The organism is Leifsonia sp. SIMBA_070, assembly GCF_046534635.1.
In the GTDB taxonomy this organism is placed as follows: Bacteria; Actinomycetota; Actinomycetes; order Actinomycetales; family Microbacteriaceae; genus Leifsonia.
Window position 1 is genome coordinate 1 of the sequence record NZ_JAWRYK010001054.1, and the last position, 230, is coordinate 230.

A 230-nucleotide genomic window follows, 5' to 3' on the forward strand; every position below is an offset into this window, starting at 1 on the left:
GGTGGCCACACCGCCCTCGGAACCGGGAACGACCGGGATACCGGCTTCCATCACGGCCTTCTTGGCGGTGATCTTGTCGCCCATCATGCGGATATGCTCGGCGGTCGGGCCGATAAAGGCCAGGCCGTGCGCCTCGACGATCTCGGCGAAGCGGGCGTTTTCCGACAGGAAGCCGTAGCCGGGGTGGATGGCCTGGGCGCCGGTCACTTCGGCCGCCGTGATGATAGCGG

At 67.4% G+C, this 230-nt stretch carries 1 protein-coding gene; it reads right to left on the minus strand.

Going from position 1 to position 230, the window contains the following annotated elements:
- A partial coding sequence (locus SB754_RS23360) for a biotin carboxylase N-terminal domain-containing protein (protein WP_410784615.1) occupies positions 1-230 on the minus strand: 230 nt, incomplete at both ends.